Raw genomic sequence first — 18722 nt, 5'->3', positions numbered from 1 at the left:
ACCCGACCACAGACGGGCTACTGCCTGGCTGTATGACTAGAATAAACCTGCCGTCGCCGCCTCAGCCTTGATCCAATCGGCCAACAGCCGATGCCCGGCAGCGTTAGGGTGCAACTGTTTGCCAGTCGCCACTTCGCTGGCATCGTAGTTCGCCGCACCGGCACTGGTACCCATCGGCGTGTTTTCGCGGTGCGCGAAGACCGCCAGGCCCGGGTATTCGGCAACCACCGTCGCCATGAAGAAGCGATAGATGTTCAGCTCATAATTGACGCCGTTCTTGACGCTCTCGTCTGCACGCCAGATCGGGTCGAGCACCAGCACCTTTTTGTTCAGTGCCTTGGCCCAGTTCAAAATTCGACGCAACGAAGCAACGGTATCTTCCCAAAGGACATTACGACTGAAATCGTTGGTGCCTGCCTGTATCAGAATGCCGTCAACTGCAGCGTAGTAGCCGGCGATCTGATTGAGCGTGGCGGTCGTGTTGACGCTATTGAAACCGCTGTTATCGGTAATGCCCAGTGCCGCCGCTGGCGAAGCGATGCTCTTGAAAATCACATTGCGTTCAGCGCCGACCAGATTCAGCGCCATCTGTGCCGCAGTGCCTTGCGGCACGCCAGACAAGATACTGTCGCCGATCGCTACCCAGATTTTTGTGTTTGTGGCAGGTGAGTTCATGCGGATGTTGCCTCGGTATTTGCGCCGTAGCGCGGATTGATGCGAAGTGCACCATTGATTCGGTCGGCGTGCTGACACCTGCGAGCTTGCAGTCCGATGAGCGCACAGCCCTCCCGCCGCCTACCGGCAGCCCGGGAACTTGCCAGTTCATCAGTGGCCGGGACTGCGCTTGCAAACTAACGCCGCGACAGTCGAACTCGTCGACTTACACCTCATGCGAAATGTCCGTCACGGCTCTCAGTTCAGGTGATAGCCACCGCACAATCTGCAGCGCTTCGGGATCAGGCAGGTCAGATTGCGCCGGTAGATGGCCTGTGCGGCAGCATCGGCACTGGCGGCAGACGTGAAGCGTTTGCGCGGGTAGCACAGTGGGCGGTCAGACATGATTGCGCTCCGGGCCGGACAAGGTCGTGACGCCATGCAGCGCCTCCGAATACAGGACGATCCAGCGATAGATGGGTGGATCGATTGATGACGATGATGTCGTCACGCAAATGGCTCGAAGTACGCTTTTCGTTCTTCACACGCCGTTCAAAGTGCCCGCATCACCCGATGCACTCACCTGTCCGCCAAATGGTGTTCGGCTGAATCCAGCCGAACCCATACTGCTGCGGACATGACTTCGTCCTTGCCTCTTCTGAGGTCGGTCCGGGAACGAAAGAAGGTGTTTCCAAAAAACAGCGCACCGGTGACATGAAAATCCTGTGAGCACTGCTGGCTAAAGGGCCAGCGGTCACTGCACCAGTTTTACCGGCGACGGCGACGGTGTACTCAGACGATCAACGTAATGCTTGCCGTTGATGCTGATGGCCAATAACGCCCCATCCCAGGAACGGTGCTCAACAGCACCACTCATGCGCACAAAGGTGTAGGTCTCGTTGTACTCATCCAGCATCTCGCCAAGCGCTCGACTGGTGACAAGGGCTATGCGCGGGCAGTTAACAGGCTTTGATTGTGCGGTGGCGATGATTGCGCTCATTACGATGATCCTTGTCGTATTCAGATTTTGTTGATTTTGTTGATCTGGAAGCAGCGGGCGGTGCCGAGGTGATTCGATTTAGCCATTATTGATTATTGATCAAATATGATCAAGCACTTAATAAAAATGTTTTCTGTTTTTTTGCACAGCCAGTGCGACTGCAACCTGCCTGGTCAAGTTAAAGCGACTCAGTGCTTACGCTCGTCGGCCGATTTTCCACGCAAGTGATCAACCCGGTTACCGCCCGCATACGTGCAGTAACTGACCGCAAAAAACCTCTATCGGCCTTGCGTAACCGGCGCACTGAAACGATTGGCTGAGGGCGATTACTATTGTTTCGACTGACGTTTGACAAAACACAGGTAACCAATAAATTCTTTGTAAACCAATGCTTTAGAGTATTTAACAGAACACTGGTTACCCTGCGAAATAGCTTCAAACGCCCATTTTTATTGGCCCAAATGGCGTCTGATGAAGGCAGGGTAACCGGTAACCGAAAAACCACAGGCAGTGAAGGTGCGCCCCCCAAAAAACGTAAATAATTATTCATCTGTGCATCTCACGTGAAACCTGATGATCGGGTCACCGCAGTTACCCGCACCCTCTACTACTACTTATTACAGGTTCAAAGATAGGAATATAAAGAGCGGCAGGCAGCATTGACAATGGTAACCGAGAAGGAAACTGATCGGTAACCACTGGTAACTACTGAACAAAAAATCAACACACAATGAAATTCACACATTTTCACCAATGCATCTTTTTTGATTAATGATGAATTTAGATCTGGAAACGATTTCGAGTCACCCTTACACTGAATGAACATCCATTCCCCCAAGAGCGGTCGTGATGCAATTCAACGGTATCGAGTACTTCAGCTATCCGGAACTGCCCGATCGGGTGATGTTTTCCTGCACACGACGACAAGCCAGCCTGCAAGTAGAGACCTGCTCGGGAATGTGGCAGGAGGCCAACGGCAAAAACCCACCCGATCGCCTGGCACAGTGCAAATCATGCCCCGTCGGTGCCACACACGCCGATGAAGTTGCATTTGACGTTTCGTCTCTTTGGGGTTCGGGCCTGTGCGCGCGATGTCATCGCGGTGGATTCCGTCTGGTCGCAGGCGATCTCTGCGTGTCCTGCTGGAACCGGGCCAGGGAGGTTCTCAAAGGCTGCAATCGACGCGGCAAGGCACCAAAGAATCACCCTTCACTGGCGCCTCGCACCATCAGAATCCTGGTCAACGGCGCTCCAGTATTGATCACACGTGAACACTCGGTGCGTACCGAGGAACTGATCATTGCTGCGCTGAGAGATAGCGCTCGTCAGCCTCTGTTCGGGCTGTATGTCGCACACGAAAAACTTGCGGATCCAGCTCAGGAGGAATGGCTTTGAACGACAACAGCACCACCAACGGCAGCGCGGGCACCACGTTGCGACTCGTCGGGAAATCAGATTGTGTGAACGATCCGACAACCGAAACCCACGCATGGAAACTGGAGCCGCACGTTTGCAAAATCTGCTTCGGGCGCATGGCTTCAAGACCGGCAGATCAAGATTTTGTCGAGCTGCTCTGCACCAACTGTGGCGCCACCAGCAAACAGGAACGTGTCACCGCAGCCTGCTGTTGCTCGATCTTGCTACGAAAGCGCAACAGTGCGGGAAGAAGCGGCGGCCAGATGATCGATGCAGGCATTCGCTGCACCCCGAACCCAGCCCGCTCTACCGCGTTCCCCTCAATGTATATCGCTCAGCAAATCGTCGGGAAAGCAGCGACCCGGGACATCCCCGAACACCCCGCCCCAGGTGGATCGTCCACATGAACCAGTGCAGCTGGAAAGCCTCGATCGTCACCCTGTTCAATGGCCGCGAAGTCTTGAGTAGTTCTTCTGAATACCGGGCCGAATGCGAAGCCCGCCACCTTCTGGGCAAACCGTTTTCCGAGCAGGTGCGAATGCTTGAAAGGATCGCTCGGCAGCGAGGCGCTGTTGCACTGGCAGAGCTGAAGGCGACGATGGCGAACGTAGAGCCGGCTTTTGTCCTGGATCTACCGGAAAAACTTCAGCGCCTTGCCTACCTCGCGAGGACTGAGTTCGTCATCGGTCAGAAACGCGCTGATCAATTGCGCACCCATATTCTGCATCTGCACGAGCGGCGCCAGAGCTCAGATCAGCCCCCCGCCCGACGACACGAATAGTCGGCTTTTGGCAGTATTCAAAGCATCAGACCAAAAAACACCATTGATCATATTTGAATATCAGGCAATACTTTAGCCACTAACAATACGAGCAGGTCACCACCTGCCGAGGGATGGAAAATGGAATCTATATGGCTTGAAAGCGCACAGGACAGGGCAGTGCCAGATACCCAGCCACGGGGAAAGCAATGAATACTGCATTCCTGCTGATGGCCCAATACAACGGCATGGCAATCATCCCTCTCGAGCGCGTGTGCACTGACTACTTCAGTCATCTGACGCCAGAAAAAATGAAAATAAAAGTGGCTTCAGGGGAAATCGACCTTCCACTGATACGCATGGAAAGCAGTCAGAAAGCGGCAAGGGGTGTCCACCTCAATGACCTGGCCACTTATCTGGATTTTCAACGTCAGAAAGCCAAAGCCGAGCACGACAAACTCATGGGGCGAGGATTACGACGCGCGTCTTGATCGTTTCCGGGCCTCAAGGGTAGGCCCCAGGATGATCTTCTCCAGCCATGGCCATGCTGTGTAAGGATCACCGCTACCCTTCAAATGCGTATATCGCCGCATCGAATTCCAGTCGCGATGGCCAGAGACAGAGGCCACTTTGGGGATATCCCAACCCATTTCAAACAACCGGCTGACGCCATCGTGTCGAAGGTCATGGAAGTGCAAATCATCAATACCGAGAAAAAGACACGCTCGGGTGAATGACGCCGATATCGAACGCGAGTTGTAGGGAAAAACCTCATCAGCCACTTTCGGCATCGACTTCAGAATTTGCCACGCCTCATCGGGCACATGGCACCAGACGTCATTGCCGTATTTTTGGCCAGGGTTCTTCATATCTGTGATCAGAACCCGCTGCCCCGCCTCATCTATTGAGTCCCAGCGGATGCGTGTGATTTCTTCCTGGCGGCGAGTTGAAAACAACGCAAAAGCGGTGACGCGGACCATATCGATTTCTTGCTTGCGGCGATCGCGCACGGAGCAGAAATGCTCAAGAATGTTATCCAGCTCCACCAGCGTGGGCCGACGTGCGCGCTCCTTGCTTCGGGTCACCGCCCCCATTTTTCGCAAAACCCTTCGCGCATCAGGCATGGCCATCGGGTCTATGTCATAGCCCCAGGCGGGGCGAGCGACAGAGAGCACTGCGCCGAAATGCGCCAGATCATTGCCTACGGTCTGCGCCTGGATACCGTCCTGCTCCATGCGCCAATTTGCATACTCGACCAGCTTTTGACTGGTGATGTCCTTGTCCTCAACCTCTCCCAACCATGTTTTACCTATGGCAGTGAGCGTCGCCCGTTTGGTCTTGCCAAGTGGTCTGAACTTTTCATACTCCAGCAAATACAGATCGATCATCTCCCTGACCGTGACACCGGAGCGCTTTGATTTTTCAATCGCCCCCGGGACAGACATCTCCGATTCGACGCGCTTGATCCATGCCTGCGCAGTCGCCTTGCGATCGAAGGTCTGGCTTTCCTGATAAACTGTGACGCCCTTCTGCATGATTCGAATCTGCGCGTTGTAAGCGACGGATCCATCTTTGCGCTTGCGAACGGTGATAGAGCCCATTTTTTTGCTGAACCTCCAAAAGAATTTGCTGAAATTCAGCAACAGCTTAGCAAAAACAAGCAAAAACCGTTGTAAATAGTCGTTAATGAGATAGACATAAATGCCAAGTAAAACCGCTGAAAACCTGACTCCGCAAGTAAATACGGTACATAGGCGGTTTTCCGTTGCCCCCATGATGGATTGGACCGACCGTCACTGCCGTTTCTTCCTACGCCTCCTGTCGAAGAACGCCCTGCTCTACACCGAAATGGTCACCACCGGCGCGCTACTCAACGGCGATCACGAGCGTTTCCTCCGTCACAACGAAGCCGAGCACCCTCTCGCTCTGCAGCTCGGCGGTAGCGTTCCGCTGGATCTGGCAGCCTGCGCCCGCATGGCTCAGGAACACGGCTACGACGAGGTAAACCTGAACGTCGGCTGCCCAAGCGATCGCGTGCAGAACAACATGATCGGCGCGTGCCTGATGGGTCACCCGCAACTGGTGGCGGACTGCGTGAAGGCAATGCAAGACGCGGTGTCGATTCCAGTAACGGTAAAGCACCGCATCGGCATCAACGGTCGGGACAGTTACGCGGAGCTGTGTGATTTCGTCGGCACCGTCCGCGATGCCGGGTGCACCAGTTTTACCGTGCATGCGCGGATTGCGATTCTGGAGGGGTTGTCGCCGAAGGAGAATCGTGACATTCCGCCGTTGCGCTATGACGTGGCGGCGCAGCTGAAGGCGGATTTTCCGGAGTTGGAGATTGTGCTGAATGGCGGGATCAAGACGATGGAGGCTTGCCTTGAGCATTTGCAGACCTTTGACGGTGTGATGTTGGGGCGTGAGGCTTATCACAATCCGTATTTGCTGGCGGAGGTGGATCAGCAGTTGTTCGGCAGTTCGGCGCCGGTGATCAGTCGGGCTGAGGCGTTGGCGCAGTTGCGTCCTTATATAGCCGAGCATTTGCTGGCCGGTGGCGCGATGCATCACATCACGCGGCATGTGCTGGGCCTGGGCACGGGGTTCCCGGGGGCGCGGAAATTCCGTCAGTTGTTGTCGGTGGATATTCACAAGGCCAAGGATCCGTTGGCGTTGCTGGATCAGGCAGCTGAGTTGCTTGAAGGTCGTTGATTGAAGTTTTGAGTGTGCGGGCGACGCATGAGCGTTGCCCGGCGTTTTGTTGTACTGACAGGATGTCTTTTGTTTATGCCCGCGTTTAGTTTTTCTGCTTTCAAGCGTTACGCCTTTCTTGCCTTGTTCAGCTTCACTTCCGACGTTTATGCGCACTGCGATGGCTTTTGCATGGGCCGTACCGATACGCCGTGGGAGGTGACGCAGTTTTCCGGCCTGTCGATCATGGTGCTGTTGCTGACGCCCTTCTCTGCCACCAATAACACCACGGAAAGCTTTAAACGCGTTTACTCCGCCGAGGAGCAAGAAGACGCGCGACTCTATCTGGCCAGCGACGGCATGCTGCAGGCCGCGTATTTCACCTCGGCCTTGCAGCGCTATCGCCAGGAGTCGCCGGATTCGGCGTTAAACGATCTCGCCGTTGCGGCGTTGATCAGCGCTCAGTGATCAGGCGGCCGCAGCCGCTGTCCAGTTCACCCAGCCAAACAGCCACGTTGCCAGAATCAACAAACCAAACGCGATCCGATACCAGGCGAACGCGGCGTAGCTGTGGTTGGCGATAAACTTGAGCAGGCCGCGCACGGCGATCATCGCGAAGATGAAGGCAGTGACGAAGCCGAGGGCGAAGACTGGCAGGTCGTTGGGCTGGAACAGGTCGCGGTATTTGTAGCCGGAGTACACGGCAGCGCCGACCATGGTGGGCATGGCGAGGAAGAACGAGAACTCGGTGGCGGCTTTGCGCGACAGGCCGAAGAGCAGACCGCCGATGATGGTCGAGCCGGAGCGTGAGGTGCCGGGAATCATCGCCAGGCATTGTACGAATCCGACTTTCAGTGCGTGGGACCAGCGCATGTCGTCGACGTGCTCGACGCTGATCACATGGCTGCGCTGTTCGGCCCACAACATGATGATGCCGCCGACCACCAGTGCCACGGCGACGGTGATTGGGTTGAACAGGTATTCGTGGATGGCGTCGGCGAACAACACGCCCAAGACCACGGCGGGCAGAAAGGCGATCAGCAAGTTGACGGTGAAACGTTGTGCATTGCGTTGAGTTGGCAGGCCTTTGACGATTTCGAAGATCTTCGGTCGGAACTCCCAGACGACGGCAAGGATGGCACCCAGTTGAATAATGATGTTGAAGGCCATGGCGCGCTCACCGCCGAACTCCAGCAAGTCGGCGACGATGATCTGGTGGCCGGTACTCGAGATCGGCAAGAACTCGGTCAGGCCTTCTACCGCACCTAATATCAACACCTGGAAAAGGGTCCAGAAATCCATTAATCCTCCGTAAGAGCGCTCTTGATGAGCGACCGGGTAATAACACTCAGGGGTTGAGTATCTGAAGTTACACAATTGGCGTATATGAAGATCAAAACATCGCAGCCTTCGGCAGCTCCTACAGGGGAATGCATTTCAAATGTAGGAGCTGCCGAAGGCTGCGATCTTTTGATCTTGAAGAATAGGTCTTATGAATTGCCACACTCAAGCCATGTTAGTAATCGTCGGCCGACGAACTACGCAGAAAATATTTAGGCCTTTTTGCAGAAAAAAGTTGCTCGGACAATAAAGTGTGATCAATATCACATTATGCAGAGATGGCCAGACAGTGGCAGATGGACATAGACAAAGCCATCGCAATAAGCTCAAAATAGTGGCACCATTGCATATCGCCACCATCTAAGCAGTAGTTCACCCCTCCGAGAAAATCAACTAAAAGCTTGAAAAGCTTAATTATTGTTAGAAAACTCGGGAGACACGTCTAAAATCCGCGCAAATGTTACCAATTGTCAGTCACAGATGAGAACCGGTGCTTTAACATCCCGATGTCAGCACTTAATTCGAGTCAATGCATGATGCTCTCAGGGAACTTAGCGACTAGAAGTCCGCGCCCGACAAACGACGAACCTGGTGTTCTTACTCTAGGTCGTACCCGTGGCGTGGCTGAACATTTCAAAGCGCTAGTCGCCCAGCATTTACGCACTGATATGGCGCTCGAAGCCGATGCGTACACTAGTTCATATCAGTTGAATGAACAGTCTGGTTCGTATCGAGCGATATTCCTGGTGATCGACAGCCCCCAGGCCCTTGAAGACAATCTGGCGCTGGTCGAGAACCTGCGCAACGATAACTTGAAGCCGATCATTTGCGCGGTCATCACCGGTCGCGGTGCCTTCAACAAGATCAAATATTATCTGGCTGGCGCGGATCTTTGTATCAAGCTCAATACCCTTTCCGACGATAGCGCCGAGTTGCTGGGTGAGTTCTTCAACAGTGAAGAATGGCAACGTGATATCGATCTGACGCTTGATCCGACCCGTATCTGCCTGACAGGCACCAGCAAGAAACTCGACATCTCGTTTGCCGAAATGAAGATCCTCGAAGCCTTTGCGCAAACCGGTAATCACATTCTGAGCCATGATGAAATCGCCAGCATCATGGGCCTCAACACCAATTTCTACGACCCTCGCGCACTGGAAAAATCAATCAGTCGCTTGCGTGGAAAAATCAAGGACATGTATGGTACAAACGCGATTCAGAGCATTCGCGGCTATGGCTATCGCCTGCTGCGGGGTCTGATATCGACTGCCTGACTCTCGGGCAGCCTTCCCTTTTGCATACGTACGAAGGATCGTCTGATGCAACCATATAGCTCCCGTTCTGCTTCACGCCTGTTTGAAATCAAGCAATTGAATGAGCGCGACAACACGACCCATAACAATAAAACTCCATAACATAGCAGCAGATCGAGTGGAATTTATCGAGGGCCAATCTTGGGCCCAGACCCTGCCTATCGATTACTTCCGAGGAAGTCATTGCTCGCCTGCCGATTTTTCTTTTAGCCAATTTTGGTGTGTATTTAGGAGAGAGACATGGAAACTAGTACAACCCTCCCAAGGAAATATTTTGTTGTCGTGACTCACAGTACAACGTCGCAACGTGAACTGGAGAGCATGCTGTCCAGTGAACGTTTCAATTCGTTTGAAGGGGTGGATTCGCCCTCTTCCGCTCCAATGGTGATGGAGTTCACATATCCAAACATCAGTCGAAAAAATGTTGCGCGCAGTATTGAACACGATACTCAGCGGATATTGGCCACACTTGAGTCCGAATGGCGGGCAGCGCAATCGGCCAATCCCTTCCAGAATATCCCGGCGATAAGCGCGGAAACCCGCAATATGCCACCCGCCATTGAAGGTGATATGCCTGGCAATGAAACCTGGCATCTCAACCTTGATCAGGGTGCACTGGTCAAAGAAGGTGTTGAAATCAGCCTGACTGGCCTGGAAACAGCATTGGTCAGGAAAATGCTCAGCCATGAAGAGCGTGTTGTCAGTCGTGACGAGCTGATTCTCAGCATCGGTCGAGAACCGGAACAATATCGCGGCCTGGAAATGTGCCTGAGTCGCCTGCAAGACAAATTCAAAAGCGCCAGTAATGGTGAGCGACTGTTTCGTGCCGTCAGAAATCGCGGTTATTGCCTGATTCAGGAAGTCGTCGCGTAACCCGCAAGACCTCCACGAACAGAACAAACAGAAAAAGTGCGATTACAAAAACAACAAGAGCACTCTGTTTGGCTAGATCTTCCTCCCTGAATTAAACATTCCCTGCCTCCACCCTCCAACAGTAACAAATACAACATACTTTATTCACCCCTCGCTCTACGACCTTTTCTAACACCCTTCTATTTAATTATTAAAAAGTTGGCACTGTGCCATCTTGTTAGAACTCGTCAGACACCATTCCAGCCAATAACTTAGTCTATTGACTGACGACAGTTCGGCATATCGATGTTGTTACCTCAGGACACTCGTTAAAACAAAAACAATAAGTCTGCATAACAACTCGGTTTTCAACTGTTGAAACCTGAATGGACGTCTTTTGGGGATACCGTATGGATCTTTCTTTAAGTATCAATCGAAGCACAGGCCTCAAGGGACTGACCTTTTGGGGCCAATGGGCGCTGGCACAGGGCTTTGTGGTGACGCTGCTGTTCATACTCGCCGAGCAACACACCGGGACGGTCGCGTTCTACTACCGGATGTGTGCAACGCTGGCGGTACTGGCGTCGGTGCCGGCTTATACGTTTAGCGGTGTTTATCGCAAACGTGACAACTACCTGACCGGTCTCGGTCGACTGTTTATGGGTTGGTCGATGACCATGGCGGCGCTGGCGTGCATCGCCTTTGTCTGCCAGGCCGATGAGCTGTTTTCGCGGCAGGTGATTCTGAGCTGGGCGGTGTATGGCTTCCTCGGCCAGGCATTTCTCTACGCTCCGCTGCATGCGTTTTCCAAGTACTACCAGCGGTCGCGTAAAAGCGAGCACAAGACGCTGATCGTCGGTACCGGCGAACTGGCGTTGGGTCTGGCAAAGAAGCTCAGCCAACTGGAAAACCTGCCTTTGGTAGGTTTGGTCAGCAATGGCGATGTGTCTGCGCTGGGTCCGGATGCACCGCGCGTGGTCGGCGATCAGGAACAGTTGCTGAAGCTGATCGAGGCGCATGACATCCGTCGTTTGTACATCACCCTGCCGTTGTGTGAAGCAGCGAAAATCGAGGCGATTTATGGTGACTTGCTAGGGGCCAACGTTGATGTGGTGTGGGTGCCGGACTTGAACAGTCTGACCCTGCTCAATCACTCGGTGAAGGTCGTGGACGGTCTGCCGGCGATCTACTTGAACGAGAGCCCGCTGACCAGCCGCCCTACCGCTGCTTTGAGCAAGAGCCTGGTAGAGAAAACCGTGGCGTTTCTGGCGATCATCGCGCTGAGTCCGATCCTGCTGATCATTGCGTTGGCGGTGAAGATCAACTCGCCCGGCCCGGTGTTCTTCAAGCAGGATCGCCATGGCTGGAACGGCAAGGTGATCAAGGTCTGGAAGTTCCGCTCGATGCGTGTTCACGATGACCGTGAGGTGAAGCAGGCCAGCCGTAATGACTCGCGCATTACCGCAGTCGGTCGCTTTATCCGCCGCACTTCGCTCGATGAGTTGCCGCAACTGTTCAACGTGTTGCAGGGGCATATGGCCCTCGTCGGCCCGCGCCCGCACGCCGTCGCGCACAACAACTACTACTCGGGGAAAATCCTCGCGTACATGGCGCGTCACCGGATTAAACCGGGGATCACCGGCCTGGCCCAGATCAGCGGCTGCCGCGGTGAGACGGACACCATCGACAAGATGCAGAAGCGTGTGGAGATTGACCTGCAGTACATCAACAGCTGGTCGTTGTGGCTGGATCTGAAGATCCTGGTGAAGACGCCGTTTACGTTGCTGTCGAAGGATATTTACTGAGGTTCGAAGCTGTATACCGCAAGGGGACGAAAGTCCCCTTTTTTGTGTCTGGGATTTGGGAGCGGGAGTGGATTGTGGAGGGATGGAAAAACTTGTGGGAGTGAGCTTGCTCGCGAAGGCGCTGGGTCAGGCAATGATGATGCTGATTGTGCCGACGCCTTCGCGAGCAGGCTCGCTCCCACAGGGGATTTGTGTTTGGCTCACGCTCTGTGGCGTAGCAAATATTCAATGTAGGAGTGAGCCTGCTCGCGATTACGGTGGGTCAGACAACAGGATGTCGACTGGTCTTGCGCTATCGCGATCAGGCTAACTCCTACAGGGGATTTGTGGTTGGCTCGGGATCTGTGGTGTGACAAATAGCCAATGTGGGAGTGAGCCTGCTCGCGATTACGGTGGGTCAGACAACAGGATGTCGACTGGTCTTGCGCTATCGCGAGCAGGCTCACTCCTACAGGGGATTTGTGGTTGGCTCAGGCCTTGTGGCTAGACACATAACCTGTGGGAGCTGCGGTGCGACGATTCGACTTGCCAGCAATGGCGGTGGGTCAGCCAATATCAATCTTGAATGTGCCGACCTCATCGCTGGCAAGCCAGCTCCCACAGGTTTCAGAGGTGTGTCGGAAATCCGCGCTTACTCCGTGATCTTCTCGAAATTACGATAAAACATGTCCCCTTCCCGGCTATCGGTCATCGAGTGCAATTGGTAGCTGCGGCTCAGTCGCGCGCCACCGTCACGGGTCAGTGGGGCCCAGACCAGGTTGGCGCGGCGCATGGTCGACATGCTCATCATTTCGTCGAACGGGATCGACAGGTAGATACCTTTGTCGAAACTACCTTCGCCATACTCCGCGCTGCCCGCCGTGGTGATCGTCGCCCACGCGCCAAAGCGCACACCATTGAAAAACTCCCGCGAGATGTCCAGCGTGCCGCCCCAGTCTCCGGCCAGATAACGCCCGACGCTCACCGCCGCCAGCGTATCAAACGGCAAATCGGTATACGCCGTGACATGCCCGGTCACCACCGAGTAATCGCGCAACGCAAAGCCTTGATCGAAATCACGCTGCCGCACCCAGTTCAGATCCGCGCCCACCGACCAGCGCTCACCGGTCGGGCGGAACAACACTTCACCGCCGACACCGGCAAACATCGACTCCAGATAACCGCCATACACCATGCCATACCAGTCTTTATCCAACTGCTCGGCATGGCTGACCTGGAACAACGGCATGGTGGTGTTGGACGTGGTCAGATACTGACGCAAATCCGTGCGCACACGCGGCAAACCGCTCGGCGCGTCGTAGCTGAATTTATCGAAGTTGTTGGCCAGGTTGGCGCTGAGCAAACCGCTCCACCAGGTGTTGCGGTTGAAGCGATATTCGGCGTCGGCATCGGCACTCAATTGATAGAGCAAGCCATCCGGGCCGCCGACGTTCTGCTTGAAACCCAGCCCCACGCCATAGCTGAAATGCTGCGGCGCTTCGGTGTAGAGGGTTTTCTCGTTGTGCGGCATCGCCGGGTTGATCTCGGTGGTGCGGTGCAGCGACTCCAGTGGCTCTTCGTTGTTGATCACCTCGCGGAAGGTCTGACGCGGCAAGCTGGTTTCTTCCAGCGGCAAGTCGTAGCGCTTGTTGACCACGGTGAACCAGTCGATGTCGTCGTTGACGCTGTTGTCGAGAATCCGGCTCGCCCGGCCCACAGCCTTGGACGAATGAAAGTAACGCTGCTGCTCGCCATACACGATCAGCTCGGAATCACGCTGCGTAATGCGCTCGACCTTGTAGCCGGCATTCTGCTGCAAACGCTGCGAGACGTTGGCCCAGTTGACCTGATCCATCGCTGTGTTCGGTGCCTTCGCCGGCAGCGGTTCCGGCGTCGGATCGTAAGTCTTCGCCGGTGCCTTGCGGCTGACGAAATTGGTGTGAAAGGTCACGCCGAACATCGCCGTATTACCGCGCTCCCACGCCGCGCTGACATCGACCGAATCGGTGACTTTGAACACCGCGCCAAGGTTGATCGGCGAGTCCTGTTTGATCTCGTTGTCCTTCGGCTCATGCTTGTAGTCGTTGCCTTCGAATTCGAGTTTCAGGCTGAGGCGATCCCACGGCGTCTGATAACTCACGCCACCGAAGAACGACGGCCGGCCACGAAAATACGAACCCGAGTTAACGTCACCGGTGCCTTCCAGGGCCGGACGGGTATCGAAGCGATCGCTGACGTAGCCCAACGGGTTGTCGATATCGCCGCGATTACCGAGGTAACCCCAGGCAATCCCGGCACTGAAATCGAGGTTGTCGTAGCGCTTGTTGGCGACGAAAAATTCACTGGAGAACAAACCGGTACCACCGATATCTCGGAAGCCCAGCGCCACGTCGGGCAACCAGTGACTCTCCTGCCACAGCCGGACTTTGACGTCGACCGCCTTGTCCTTATAGCTTTGACTACCGCTGAGGGCCTCCGAGCCGTACGGCCGGTTGGTGATCGCGGTGTAGCGAAACGAGCCTTCGAGCCAGTCCAGCGGCTGCAACGACACGCTGTAGCGGCTGTACGGATCGGTGCGGTTGGCGTTGACGCTCAACTCGCCGGCGGGCGCCATGCGCGCGGTCGGCGTCTGCAACAGACCGGTGCCACCGAAGTCATTCTGGGTAATACGCGGCTCGGCATGAGCCAGACCGCAGGGCAATAACAACACAGCTGCAAAACGTAACTTCAACGAACCACCTCGGCCAGCTGCGTGGCAATGAATTCGGCCAACTGCTGATTCAGTTCAGGAAGAGGCGGATCAAGATCATCATTTTTTACCGGCACCAGAATCTTGCTGCCGGCCACCGGGAATTGCCCGGACTCACGATTCCAGTGGGCGATGCCGACGCGCCGCGACACGCCGTTGGGCTGGATCAGCCACAGGTAATCGGCTTCGGCATCGCTCAGGATCGAACAGCCTTGCAAGTACTCACGCGCCTCCTGCAACGGCTGATACGGCAGGTGACACGGCTCGGCCACCGCGCCAAGCACTTGCACTTCATCGACGCGCTTCGGATAAACCAGACGATCGCCGTCATCGAGACGAATGTTGCGCGCGAAGCCGACTTCCAATGCGACCGGATCGAGATCGGCGATCTGCCGTCCGGTCACCGGCATCTGCCGCACTTGTTCGGCAATGCGCTGCGCCAGTGCCGCCCGACTCGGCAGATCGAACAGCATCGACATGCGTTGCAGCACATCCAGATCGAACAGCACACCGACCTTGAGCCGCGTCTGCTCCTCAATCAGCGACTGCCGCAGCAACCCGCCCGCCAGCCAATAGCCTTCGGCATTCGGTACGGCTTCGCTGATCACATCGAGCAAACGCCCGTTGGGTGGCAGCGGGATCGCCCCGGGATTGGCGACATCGCCCGACACCGTGACAGCCGCCTGACTCAGACTCGCGACCAGCAATAAGCTCGCCGACAACATTTTCAGGCGCATCACGGCAGGTGCCTGCGATCAGGGGTGAGCTGCACAAACTTGACACGCAACTGCGTCGTCAGTTGCTGCTCGCTCTGCAAGATGAAACCGTCACGCGGGTCGACCCAGTAACGATTGGTCGCGCTCAGGCCGATGGCCGGGGCGTCAATGTGTTCATCGACACGCAGCACGGTGTATTCCTTATCGAGAATCTGCAGGGTCTGTTCGGATCGGCGCGAGAAGCGACTGTTAACGATCACCCCGACTTCCTGCCCCTTGTAGAGGTCGATCCAGCGCCGCGTGGTGAAACCGTCCGCGACCTGATGCAGGCCTTGCTTGAACGGCGCGTCATCGGCCAGCCGCGTGCCGTCGAGATCGCCCTCCAGGCCCAGGCCAATGGTGCGCACGGCGAGTCCATTGCGCAGCAACAGAACCTGTTTGCCGGAAGCGACCCAGAACTGCAGATCATCGCGCTCGCGCACCAGCGCCAGCACGCCGGAGCCGGAAGGCGTGGTCAGTTTCAGTTGCGGGTAGTTGACCCCGGCCACTTCAGCCGCCGACACGTCCACTTCATCCGGGCCGACGACTGCCGCTTTAAGGTTGTTCAACGAAGCGCTCATCAGCGGGTTACAGCCGCACAGCAACGAGGCCGCCATCAGGCACAGGCCAACTTTCAAAATATTCAAAGTCGGCGACCTTATTTGCTGTTGTTACTGTATTCGCTCCAGTTCTTCGCAGCGGAAGCGCCAGTGCCGACAATCGATGCCGACGGCACCAATTGGCTGATCAGACGGTTCCAGCGAGTCACGTTGGCAGGCCCGACATACACCACGTCCTGCGGGCGGACTTCGAAGTGCGAAGCGAGCGCCATGGCGGTCGGCGATTCGGCTTCCAGCTGATAGATCTTGGCCGGTTCGACATCGAGGTTTTCCACACCACGGATGACATAGACGGCGTTGCCATTGGAGGTGGTCTGCGCCAGGCCACCGACCGAACCGAGCACGTCGGTGAGGTTCATCGTCGCGGTCTTGAAGCTCAGTGCACGCGGCTGATTGACCTCGCCCATCACGTAGATGCGCTTGTTGTCGTTGTACGGCAGATACAGCTGATCACCGCCCTTGAGGTAGACGTTCTGCAACTCGGAGTCCTGCTGATTGAGCGAGTCGAGATTGAGCGGATAAGTGCGCCCCTTGCGCGTCAGCAGCAGCCCGGACAAATCGGCGTTGTTGGTATCGATGCCGGCCGAGCCAAGAGCTTCGACCACGCTCAGCGGATTGGTGGAAATCGCTTGCGGGCCGGCCTTGGTTACCGCGCCGGTGACCACGACTTTCTGGCTGGCGAAACGCAACACCGCGACATCCACCTGCGGCTCGGCGATGAATGCCGACAGCCGCTGTTCGATGTCCGAGCGCAGTTGCTGGATGGTCCGGCCGGTGGCCTGGACTTCCTTGATGAACGGGTAATAGAGGGTGCCGTCGGAACGCACCAGACGGCCGTTGGCATCGATCTGTTGTTGCGCGCCGGACGGGGCCGTCAGCTCAGGGTGATCCCACACGGTGATGTACAGAACATCGTTGTTGCCGATGCGGTATTCGGCCGGGGTCGCCAACAGCTCCGGCGGCAGCGACTCACGCTTTTGCGTGGCGCGGTTCATGGCAATCAGCTTGGGCGTGATCGGAATCAGCTCGACCCGGCTGCTTTCGCTGGCACCCTGGCGGGTGATGTCACTGGTGCTGAGATATTGACCGGGGGAAAACATGCAACCTTGCAGAGCGAGACTTGCCAACATTAAAAGATAAACACTACGAGTCATAATGGCACTACGCTATTCAAGGGCGAATCCAAAAACAAAGTCACCCGACTTGCGTCGGGCGACCCTGTACTGCACTAACAGAACTTCCTGTTAGTTATGCGTGCCGGTTGTACCGGTGGTACCCGTAGTACCGGTGGTACCGCCGTTGGCACTGCCACCGCTGTTAGACGCCGCTACAGCACTGGCAACCATTGCAGTACTGGCTGCGGGCGCTTGAGAAGCCGCCACGTTGCCACCTACATTGGTTACCGCTGTCAGCGGTGCTTCAGCGGCGGCAGCCCAGTTGCTCAACATCGTCAACAGGGCAACTGCCATCACTTTTTTCATATCAACTCCTTTCTAACATTCGACCTGTTATAAAACTGGCCTGAGTTAGCGGTGGTGAGTTCAAGTCCGCAAAAAGCGCGAACATGATCCGTCGTTCTTTCACAGTCTTACCCAACTGATAAAAGTCGAACGGCAGGTTTATATCTACGGACTTGCAAAAGGCATTGCCAGTGTAATTTCCCGACGTTATCTAACAAGCTGACTGAAAATAACATTGGGTTAAATGGCCATCATCGCAAGTAGCCTTTGGGGTGGTTCGATTGCCAGCGCCAAGTATCAGTGACCATGTCCTGCAAGTTGCGCGTGGCTTTCCAGCCAAGTTCCTTCGCAGCCTTGGAGGCGTCGGCCCAACTCTCGGCGATATCCCCGGAGCGACGCGGCATCATCCGGTATGGCACCGGTTGCCCGCAGGCCTGTTCAAACGCGTGGAGCACTTGCAGCACGCTATAGCCGTCGCCAGTGCCGAGGTTCCAGGTATGAATACCAGTGCGTTCGGAAATGGACTGCAGCGCCTTCAAGTGGCCGTCGGCCAGATCGACGACGTGGATGTAATCGCGCACGCCGGTGCCGTCGACCGTCGGGTAATCGTTGCCGAAGATCGACAACTCCTGAAGGCTGCCGACCGCGACCTGGCTGATGTAAGGCACAAGATTATTCGGGATGCCGTTGGGGTCTTCGCCCATATCGCCGCTATGGTGAGCGCCGATCGGGTTGAAGTAGCGCAGCAAGGCGATGCTCCAGCGCGGCTCGGCCAGGCTCAGGTCACGCAGGACATTCTCGACGATCAGCTTGGATTGGCCGTAGGGATTGGTCGGATTGCCGGTGGGGAAATCCTCACGGATCGGCATCTGCTCTGGCTCGCCGTAGACTGTGGCCGACGAGCTGAACACAAGGCGAAACACCCCTGCCGCCGCCATCGCCTGGCACAGGTTGATGCTGCCGCTGACGTTAGTCTCGTAGTACTCGAGCGGCTTGCGCACACTCTCGCCGACCGCCTTCAGGCCGGCAAAATGCAGCACCGCTTCGATGTTGTGTTCGCGGAAAATCCGATCGAGCAGTGCCCGGTCACAGACATCGCCGCGGATCATCCAGGCACTCTTGCCGCAAATGCCCTCAACGGCGTGCAACGCGGCTTCACTGCTGTTGCAAAGATTATCCAGTACAACAACTTCATAACCTGCTTCAAGCAATGCAAGTGTGGTATGCGAGCCGATATAGCCGGCACCACCCGTTACCAGAATCTTCATAGTGCTATCCGTCTTTGGATGAGTGACAAGTAGCGTGTCAAGCCTGATTTATTGAAGAT

The 18722-nt window shown here is 55.7% G+C and carries 20 protein-coding genes; 9 read left to right on the top strand and 11 right to left on the bottom strand.

Going from position 1 to position 18722, the window contains the following annotated elements:
- Window positions 1-36 precede the first annotated feature (36 nt).
- The 3 genes from M5G26_RS17895 to M5G26_RS17885 form a co-directional block, all read right to left on the bottom strand.
- Window positions 37-675, bottom strand: coding sequence for an SGNH/GDSL hydrolase family protein (locus M5G26_RS17895; protein WP_273916101.1), 639 nt, complete (start codon window positions 673-675; stop codon window positions 37-39).
- Window positions 676-912: 237 nt separating this feature from the next.
- Window positions 913-1059 carry a hypothetical protein gene (locus tag M5G26_RS17890; protein ID WP_273916100.1) on the bottom strand — a complete coding sequence of 49 codons (147 nt, stop codon included), beginning with the start codon at window positions 1057-1059 and terminating at the stop codon, window positions 913-915.
- Window positions 1060-1408: 349 nt separating this feature from the next.
- A complete protein-coding gene (locus tag M5G26_RS17885; RefSeq protein ID WP_273916099.1) occupies window positions 1409-1654 on the bottom strand; it encodes a hypothetical protein in 246 nt (81 codons plus the stop codon).
- An 849-nt stretch (window positions 1655-2503) separates the two neighbouring features.
- On the opposite strand from M5G26_RS17885, the gene M5G26_RS17880 reads away from it, so the two are divergent.
- The 4 genes from M5G26_RS17880 to M5G26_RS17865 all read left to right on the top strand — a co-directional run bounded on the left by M5G26_RS17880 (window position 2504) and on the right by M5G26_RS17865 (window position 4321).
- Complete coding sequence (locus M5G26_RS17880) at window positions 2504-3049, top strand: hypothetical protein (RefSeq protein WP_273916098.1); 546 nt, start codon at window positions 2504-2506, stop codon at window positions 3047-3049.
- The gene (locus M5G26_RS17875; protein WP_273916097.1) at window positions 3046-3477 is read left to right on the top strand and encodes a hypothetical protein; all 432 of its coding nucleotides are present in this window, start codon (window positions 3046-3048) and stop codon (window positions 3475-3477) included. The genes M5G26_RS17880 and M5G26_RS17875 overlap by 4 nt, the downstream gene beginning before the upstream one ends.
- The gene (locus tag M5G26_RS17870) at window positions 3474-3851 is read left to right on the top strand and encodes a DUF7696 family protein (RefSeq protein ID WP_273916096.1); all 378 of its coding nucleotides are present in this window, start codon (window positions 3474-3476) and stop codon (window positions 3849-3851) included. Before M5G26_RS17875 ends, M5G26_RS17870 begins: the two co-directional genes overlap by 4 nt.
- Before the next feature lie 188 nt (window positions 3852-4039).
- Window positions 4040-4321, top strand: a complete 282-nt coding sequence (locus tag M5G26_RS17865) for a pyocin activator PrtN family protein (protein WP_273916095.1) — start codon at window positions 4040-4042, stop codon at window positions 4319-4321.
- On the opposite strand, the gene M5G26_RS17860 is transcribed toward M5G26_RS17865, so the two are convergent.
- A complete protein-coding gene (locus tag M5G26_RS17860) occupies window positions 4304-5431 on the bottom strand; it encodes a site-specific integrase (protein ID WP_273916094.1) in 1128 nt (375 codons plus the stop codon). The two genes, M5G26_RS17865 and M5G26_RS17860, sit on opposite strands and share 18 nt — an antisense overlap.
- Window positions 5432-5531: 100 nt before the next feature.
- Here M5G26_RS17860 and dusA point away from each other — a divergent pair, with 100 nt between their 5' ends.
- Both dusA and M5G26_RS17850 read left to right on the top strand, forming a co-directional pair.
- Entirely contained in the window at window positions 5532-6542 is a 1011-nt protein-coding gene (gene dusA, locus M5G26_RS17855) for a tRNA dihydrouridine(20/20a) synthase DusA (protein WP_273916093.1), read from the top strand.
- 75 nt (window positions 6543-6617) lie between these two features.
- Window positions 6618-6989, top strand: a complete 372-nt coding sequence (locus M5G26_RS17850) for a DUF2388 domain-containing protein (RefSeq protein WP_122842803.1) — start codon at window positions 6618-6620, stop codon at window positions 6987-6989.
- Here the strand turns inward: M5G26_RS17850 and M5G26_RS17845 are convergent, their stop codons facing one another.
- Window positions 6990-7823, bottom strand: a complete 834-nt coding sequence (locus M5G26_RS17845; protein ID WP_016987635.1) for an undecaprenyl-diphosphate phosphatase — start codon at window positions 7821-7823, stop codon at window positions 6990-6992. It lies immediately after the preceding gene.
- A gap of 572 nt (window positions 7824-8395) precedes the next feature.
- Between M5G26_RS17845 and M5G26_RS17840 the strand changes: the two genes are divergently transcribed.
- The 3 genes from M5G26_RS17840 to M5G26_RS17830 all read left to right on the top strand — a co-directional run bounded on the left by M5G26_RS17840 (window position 8396) and on the right by M5G26_RS17830 (window position 11832).
- Window positions 8396-9136, top strand: a complete 741-nt coding sequence (locus tag M5G26_RS17840; RefSeq protein ID WP_273916092.1) for a winged helix-turn-helix domain-containing protein — start codon at window positions 8396-8398, stop codon at window positions 9134-9136.
- Window positions 9137-9415: 279 nt separating this feature from the next.
- Window positions 9416-10048: a winged helix-turn-helix domain-containing protein gene (locus M5G26_RS17835; protein WP_273916091.1), complete on the top strand. Its 633-nt coding sequence runs from the start codon at window positions 9416-9418 to the stop codon at window positions 10046-10048.
- Between the two features lie 389 nt (window positions 10049-10437).
- Complete coding sequence (locus M5G26_RS17830) at window positions 10438-11832, top strand: undecaprenyl-phosphate glucose phosphotransferase (RefSeq protein WP_150694573.1); 1395 nt, start codon at window positions 10438-10440, stop codon at window positions 11830-11832.
- Between the two features lie 631 nt (window positions 11833-12463).
- On the opposite strand, the gene M5G26_RS17825 is transcribed toward M5G26_RS17830, so the two are convergent.
- From M5G26_RS17825 to galE, 6 genes are all read right to left on the bottom strand, one after another.
- On the bottom strand, window positions 12464-14542 hold the full coding sequence (locus M5G26_RS17825; RefSeq protein WP_273916090.1) for a YjbH domain-containing protein: 2079 nt from the start codon (window positions 14540-14542) through the stop codon (window positions 12464-12466).
- Window positions 14539-15297: a capsule biosynthesis GfcC family protein gene (locus M5G26_RS17820; RefSeq protein WP_273916157.1), complete on the bottom strand. Its 759-nt coding sequence runs from the start codon at window positions 15295-15297 to the stop codon at window positions 14539-14541. The genes M5G26_RS17825 and M5G26_RS17820 overlap by 4 nt, the downstream gene beginning before the upstream one ends.
- The gene (locus tag M5G26_RS17815; RefSeq protein ID WP_273916089.1) at window positions 15297-15962 is read right to left on the bottom strand and encodes a YjbF family lipoprotein; all 666 of its coding nucleotides are present in this window, start codon (window positions 15960-15962) and stop codon (window positions 15297-15299) included. The genes M5G26_RS17820 and M5G26_RS17815 overlap by 1 nt, the downstream gene beginning before the upstream one ends.
- 11 nt (window positions 15963-15973) lie before the next feature.
- The gene (locus M5G26_RS17810) at window positions 15974-17035 is read right to left on the bottom strand and encodes a polysaccharide biosynthesis/export family protein (RefSeq protein WP_052178248.1); all 1062 of its coding nucleotides are present in this window, start codon (window positions 17033-17035) and stop codon (window positions 15974-15976) included.
- 144 nt (window positions 17036-17179) lie between these two features.
- On the bottom strand, window positions 17180-17416 hold the full coding sequence (locus tag M5G26_RS17805; RefSeq protein WP_007910552.1) for a hypothetical protein: 237 nt from the start codon (window positions 17414-17416) through the stop codon (window positions 17180-17182).
- A gap of 230 nt (window positions 17417-17646) precedes the next feature.
- A complete protein-coding gene (galE, locus tag M5G26_RS17800; RefSeq protein WP_175553691.1) occupies window positions 17647-18663 on the bottom strand; it encodes a UDP-glucose 4-epimerase GalE in 1017 nt (338 codons plus the stop codon).
- Window positions 18664-18722 lie beyond the last annotated feature (59 nt).

The sequence above is a fragment of the Pseudomonas sp. TNT2022 ID642 genome (assembly GCF_028656995.1).
GTDB lineage: Bacteria > Pseudomonadota > Gammaproteobacteria > Pseudomonadales > Pseudomonadaceae > Aquipseudomonas.
Note: the sequence above shows the minus strand (reverse complement) of the source record. Positions and strands in the feature narration are given on the sequence as shown.